The 6638-nt window shown below is 53.9% G+C and carries 2 protein-coding genes and 1 pseudogene; 1 reads left to right on the top strand and 2 read right to left on the bottom strand.

Annotation, left to right across the window (positions count from 1 at the left end; genetic code table 11):
• Positions 1-331 precede the first annotated feature (331 nt).
• Positions 332-629, bottom strand: a pseudogene (locus ACEYDX_RS10665) (glutamate--tRNA ligase family protein); the annotation flags it as partial.
• Between the two features lie 274 nt (positions 630-903).
• Here ACEYDX_RS10665 and pilC point away from each other — a divergent pair.
• Positions 904-4083 (top strand): PilC family type IV pilus tip adhesin, encoded by a 3180-nt coding sequence (gene pilC / locus ACEYDX_RS10660; RefSeq protein ID WP_373741997.1) that lies wholly within the window; start codon positions 904-906, stop codon positions 4081-4083.
• A 561-nt stretch (positions 4084-4644) separates the two neighbouring features.
• Here the strand turns inward: pilC and purB are convergent.
• Positions 4645-6015 (bottom strand): adenylosuccinate lyase, encoded by a 1371-nt coding sequence (gene purB, locus ACEYDX_RS10655; RefSeq protein ID WP_373741998.1) that lies wholly within the window; start codon positions 6013-6015, stop codon positions 4645-4647.
• Between the last annotated feature and the right edge of the window lie 623 nt (positions 6016-6638).

Below are 6638 nucleotides of genomic sequence, written 5' to 3'. Positions count from 1 at the left end.
GGAACCTAGAATAGCATATCGAGGATTAGTGTCATCATATGATAGAAAAACCGAGCTATTTCAAAAAATGTACTTTCTTCCCATAAAGTTTAAATACATTGATTACAATGTCAGATTTGCTAATGGGCAAGAATTTATCGTAAGTCATGGAAAAGGAAGAGATTATATTTTGTGGGTTTTCCCGGTTAGCTCTTGCGGGAAAATGATAAAGTTCTAAGGGCTTAAAATCTATTTAAATTCAAAAGGAATATCATGTCTGAAAGCAAACAAAACTTATTATTTATTGAAAATTCTGGAAATTATGCAGAAACGGTTATGTCTTATTATCTATAAAGAAGCAATAACCATTAGCATGTCTTTGACGATGAGTTCCTTTATAGCGGTCGAAACGGCGCGTTTGGTAAACCACGTTGCCGGCGTTGTCGTAATTCAGGCCGACCCAGTTCATGCTGTCGAGAATGATGTTGACCGATTCGGCGGTGGAACGCGCCAGATCGGTGTCTTCGATGCGCAGTAAAAATTCGCCTTTGTGCTTGCCGGGCGAACGCCCATGAAAACAGGGCGGTGCGCACGCCGCCGATATGGAGGTAGCCGGTGGGGCTGGGGGCGAAACGGGTTTTGACGGTCATGGAAGTGTCTCTAAAATGTTGAAAAGATTATTCTACCGTTAAGCGCAATCGGCTGCAAAATTCAGACGGCCTGCCTTTTATCGGATTTTCCAACCGTTCATTTGCAAATAATTAATAATGAATGTAATGTAACCGCTGGAAAAGAAAGATAATTTATACCCTAAATAAATAAATGTGCTACTATTGGAACTCTTCGTATCACTCTAAATTACGATAATAACGACAACGGAAACGGCCTGCCGTTCCGCAAAGCTTGATGATGGGAACTTCTCACATGACAAAGAAAATCCATGCCGTAAAGGGCAGAAAAATCCGCCCCGTGTGTTACAGCGTTTTGGCTGCATTCGCATTCAACGGCACGGCAGCGGCCGACAGCCGTTTCGCCGATACGCCGCTCTACCTGCAAAGCAAAACCACCACTACAGGCGCATCGGGCATCAAGCCCAACGTGATGCTGCTGATCGATGATTCGGGCAGTATGGCGGCAACGCCCGAAGGCCGGATGGCCGAGGGCAGCAGCCGCAGCAAACTGGGCATCACCAAAAACGCCCTGAAACTGGTGTTGAACAAATACCAAAACAAAATCAACTGGGGTTTCCAAACGCTGCACAACAACAATAATGCGGACTTGTCAGGCTATACCGACCAATGGCAGACCGTTTCGGCCCAAGTGGACAGGCTGACGGCTCAAAACGGTACACCCACCACGCGCCGCTATTACGAAACCGTCAGAACGGTGCGCGACCATACCCTCTACCGCTGCCAGCAGAACTTCATCGTGCTGATGTCCGACGGTGATGCCAACACCAGTTGCGGTTACCGCCAATACCCTTCCTTCCGCGATTTGAATGACCCGTATTTCGGCTCGAAACGGGCCGGACAATGCGTGGACGACCGGGACGGTTGGTACGATTCCGTATGGGACCAAAACGACGGCCTGCGCTTTTTCAGCCGCCAACTGTTTACAGACGGCCTGAAAAAATCGGGCACGGATGCCGCAGGCAAAAGCTGGAGAGGCGATGCCGCCGACCCTAAAGATGCCAACGGCCAAAGCATCTACGCCAAGCAGATTGTCGAAACCTACACCGTAGGCTTCGGCAGGGGCATCAGCGAACGCGGCAGGAATTATCTCCAGCGCGGCGGCCAAAGCACGTCGCAAAGTTATTATCAGGCCGACAACGCCGCAGAACTTCAGACGGCCTTCGACAATATTTTCAAATCGGTCGAAACCGCCAGCCAAAACAATGCGCCCGCACCCTCGACCACAGGGTCGGTTGCACCCGCGCCCACCAGCAGCGGCATTTCCGGACTGGCCGCGTTCGTGCGCCTGCATCCGGCCACATGGAGCAGCCAGCTCCACTTCTACAAAATAAATCCCAACGGCTCGGTCAACGTCAATGCCGCCACCGCGCAGCCGTCGTTTGCCAACCGCAAAACACTCATCAATACAGGTTCCAAAGTATTGTGGGCGGACAATACGTTGAGAAACGACGACCTGTCCAACGCCGATTTCGGCATCGCCCAAGGCAGCGCGGCCGATAATCTGGAATGGAAAAACGCGCTGTTACCGTGGATTACCCGCAACGGCAACGACAGCACCATAAAGTCCTCTGCCGCAGGCAAACGGTACAGCCAGCCCTACCGCGAACGTACCGATAAAGAGCAGCCCGCCAACGAAGTGCGCAATCTCGGTGACATTCTCGACGGCAGCGTGGCTACTGCGGGCGGTATGGTTGAAGGACGTTCCGAATTCATGGCCGCCGCCGCCAACGACGGCATGGTGCACCTGTTCCGCAGCACAGCCGGCAGCAGTCCTTACGATCTGAAGCTCAGCTACATTCCCGCAGGCATGGAACGCGACCTTTCAGACGGCACGACCACCACTTTGGGCAAGGTGCTTAAAGACACCGCGCATGAAAAATACGGCGAATCCGTTCCCCACCGGTATATGGTCAACGGCGGCTTCGTGATGCGCCAAACCGCAGCGGGCGGCGCAAAAGGCCAGCAGGTGTTTATGTTCGGCGCGATGGGACAGGGCGGGCGCGGAGCATATGCGCTCAACCTCGGCGGACGGAACCGTACCACAGGAGATGCAACCGGCCTGAGCAACAGCGACACCGCCGCATGGAAAAACGAAGTTCCGCTGTTTGAAACGCCCAAAGGTGCCGGCAACACACTCGGCTACACCGTCGGCACGCCGCAAATCGGCCGCGTTTCCATCCAGCGCGACACCCAGCCCGTCAGCATCACCCAAAACGTGCGCTACGCAGGTTTCCTTGCCAGCGGCTACCGTCAGAACAACGCCGAAACTGCGCTCTACGTCTACGACATGCTCGGTCAGGAAGCCGCCAGCGGCAGCGTAACCGGCAGCGCGGGTACGCTCATCCGCAAAATCGAAGTTTCAGACGGCGTAGGCGGCCTGTCGTCGCCCACCCTTGTCGATACCGACTTCGACGGCATTGTCGATGCAGCCTATGCGGGCGATTACGGCGGCAATATGTACCGTTTCGACCTGCGCGGACAAAGGCCGTCTGAATGGAAGGCCAGCCGCATTTTCAAAGGCAGCCCCAACCAGCCGGTTACCGCGGCACCTGCCGTATCGCGCCGTTCCGCCAATAAATACGTCGTGATTTTCGGCACAGGCAGCGATATTTACCAAAGCGACTTGGACAACACCGAACAGCAGGCCGTATACGGCATCTACGACAATCTCGACACGGCTGCCGCAGATGCCTCCGCTGCCGAATTGCAGGTTCAGACCACCGAAACCAGAATCCAAACCGACGATTCGGGCAAAACCAAAGAATACGTTTTCCTGAGCAACAACACCGTCGGCGCGGATAAAAAAGGCTGGCGCATCGCCCTGCCCGGAATCGGAGAGCGTGTGGTAGTAAAACCGACCATGATTCTGCGCACGGCTGTCGTAACCACCCGTTCTTACAACCGCACAACGGTTTCGGGCAATTCAAGCGGCGACGTCTGCGTCCCGAACAGCGAAACCAGCACGGTATCCGGCAGCACCACACTGCTGGGCATCAATGCCGAAAACGGCGGTGCGCTGACTCCGAGAAGCGCACGCTTCCTGCCCGATACCGTATTCAAACAAAACAACGGCGATGCCGACGGCGGAAGCAATGGCAACGGTAATAATGGCGGCAACGGCAACAATCCCACAAGCGCAGCAACGCCGTTTGCCAACGGCCTGAAACTCGACGGCATCGTCAGCTTTACTTTGATGGACGGCCAGAAAACCGACAACAGTCCCGTTACCGTTGACGGCGATGTCGGCGGCAGCGGCTCAGATCCTGCCCTGACCGATACCCCCCGTGTTCCGAACAACCGTTATTTCTTTACGAAAAACGCCAGCGCATTGGTCGGCAACGACATGAGTTCGTTTGTCATCACAGGTCCGATGCCGAATATCCGCCGCATCAGTTGGCGTGAGATTTTCTAAAAACGCGCAGGCAGGCCGTCGGACAATGCGAAAACGGCAGTACAAGAGGGGGGGCTTTATGCCTGCCCTTTTTTTGTCCCGAAATTGGACAATGTTCGATACTTCTGTGTATCAAGGCGGGGATGAAATCTGTTTTGATTGCCGCAACTGCTTTTCAGACGGCCGTGTTCGGATAATGCCTTGATAACCGATGCTGTTATTCCCGTGTAGGCAGAAATCTCTTTTTTAATATGGCTGGCTATATTTGGTTATTATGTTGATTGGCAATCTACAAGGCTGATTTCTCCGGTTTCCGTCATTCCCGCGCAGGCGGGAGTCCAGCTTTGATATTCACAAATACTTGTTTAACAAAAGATACTGGGTTTCAAACATGGATTCCCGCCTGCGCGGGAATGACGGAAACCGGAGAAATCCGTATTGCCGGTATGTTACCAACGCAATATCCAAATACAGTCTATTGAAAATTCAGTTTTAACTTATCCGATTGAAAAACAGCAAACAGGCCGCCTGAAAACTTTTTTCAGACGGCCTGTTTGCTGTTCGGGATTGGGGGAGTACGGATTAAATCCGTTTCGCCAATTCTTCCGCTTTGCCCACATACAGGGCAGGGGTCAGGGCCAGCAACTGCGCTTTGGCTTCGCTTGGGATTTCCAGCGATTCGACAAACACTTTCAGCACTTCGGGCGTGATGCCGTCTTTGCCGCGGGTAAGGTCTTTCAGTTTTTCATACGGGTTGGCGACACCGTAGCGGCGCATCACGGTTTGGATGGGTTCGGCCAAGAGTTCCCAAGTCGCGTCCAAATCGGCGGCGAGCGCGGCGGGGTTGGCTTCCAGCTTGCCCAAGCCGCGCAGGTGGGCGGCGAAACCGAGTACGGCATAGCCCACGCCCACGCCCATGTTGCGCAATACGGTGCTGTCGGTCAGGTCGCGCTGCCAGCGGGAAACGGGCAGTTTTTCGGCCAAAAAGCCCAATACGGCGTTGGCCATGCCCAAGTTGCCTTCGGAGTTTTCAAAGTCGATCGGGTTGACTTTGTGCGGCATAGTGGAGCTGCCGACTTCGCCCGCTTTGACTTTCTGCTTGAAGTAACCCAATGAAATATAACCCCAAACGTCGCGGTTGAAATCAATCAGAATGGTGTTCACGCGGCTGAGGGTTTGGAAAAACTCGGCCATGTAGTCGTGCGGCTCGATTTGGATGGTGTAGGGGTTGAAGGTCAGGCCGAGGCTGATTTCGACGAAGTTGCGGCAGTGCGTTTCCCAATCGACATCGGGATAGGCCACCATGTGCGCGTTGTAGTTGCCGACCGCGCCGTTGATTTTGCCCAAAAATTCCTGCGCTTGCAGATGCTTGACTTGGCGTTGCAGGCGGTACACCACGTTGGCGATTTCTTTGCCGACGGTGGTCGGGGTGGCCGGTTGGCCGTGGGTGCGGCTCATCATCGGCACGGCGGCCAGTTCGTGCGCCATTTCGGTGAGTTTGGCGATGATTTCTTCCAATTTCGGTAGCAACACGGTTTCGCGCGCTTCCTGCAGCATCAGTGCGTGCGACAGATTGTTGATGTCTTCGCTGGTGCAGGCAAAGTGGATGAACTCGCTCGCCGCCGCCACTTCGGGCACGCCGGAAAAACGCTCTTTCAGCCAGTATTCGATGGCTTTCACGTCGTGGTTGGTGGTGGCTTCGATGGCTTTGACCGCCGCCGCGTCTTCCAGCGAGAAACCTGCGATGACTTTGTCGATTTCGGATAGTGTGAAACTGCCGAATGCGGGAACTTCGGTAATTTTTTCTTCGGCGGCAAGGGCTTTGAGCCATTCGAGCTCGACTTTCACGCGCGCCTTCATCAAGCCGTATTCGGAAAACACCGGACGCAGCGCTTCGACGGATGAGGCATAACGGCCGTCGAGCGGGGAAAGGGCGGAGATGGGGTTAATCATGTCGGTCTCTCTTTGCAGGATGGTGGCAATGGCGGCGATTATACCTGAGTGCGTGCGGTTTTGCAGACGGGTATCGGGGCCGTCTGAAAATGCGCAAACCGATGCCGTGCACGACCGTTCCGTTTCCGGCCGGTCATACGGATTCCGCCGTAACGCCGTCTGAAATTCCGGAATTTTCGGGGCAGTCCGCTGGATTCCCGCCTGCAACGGTTGCGTTGGATATTGTGTCGATGCTTCATTTTTCGTCATCCCCATGCGGGTGGGAATCCGGCTTTGGTATTTGCGGGTATTTGTTTTAAAAAAGAAGCCGGATTTCACACATGGATTTCGGATTCCCTGACGGTAGTAGGAAAAATCCGTATTGCCGGTATGCTGTCAACGCAATATCCAAACACAGCCTGAGACCTTTGCGAAATACCAGCTACTCCATCCAAACGGTTACCTGAACAATCAAGGTAACCGTTTTTTCATTTTCAGACGTATTTCTCGTCCATATTTCCCCCAATTAGCCCCTTTATCGGGGTGCCCATTGCCTTTTCAGGCAGCAGCAGGCACACGAAGCCTGTTGGCTGCCTTTAACAGGTTCAGGCACACCGCTTTCAAAAGGCTTTGCGCCAGCACTT

The organism is Neisseria sp. (genome assembly GCF_041804105.1).
Classification (GTDB): Bacteria; Pseudomonadota; Gammaproteobacteria; order Burkholderiales; family Neisseriaceae; genus Neisseria.
The sequence above is the reverse complement of the archived record's forward strand: the minus strand, read 5'-3'. Positions and strand labels throughout refer to the sequence as shown.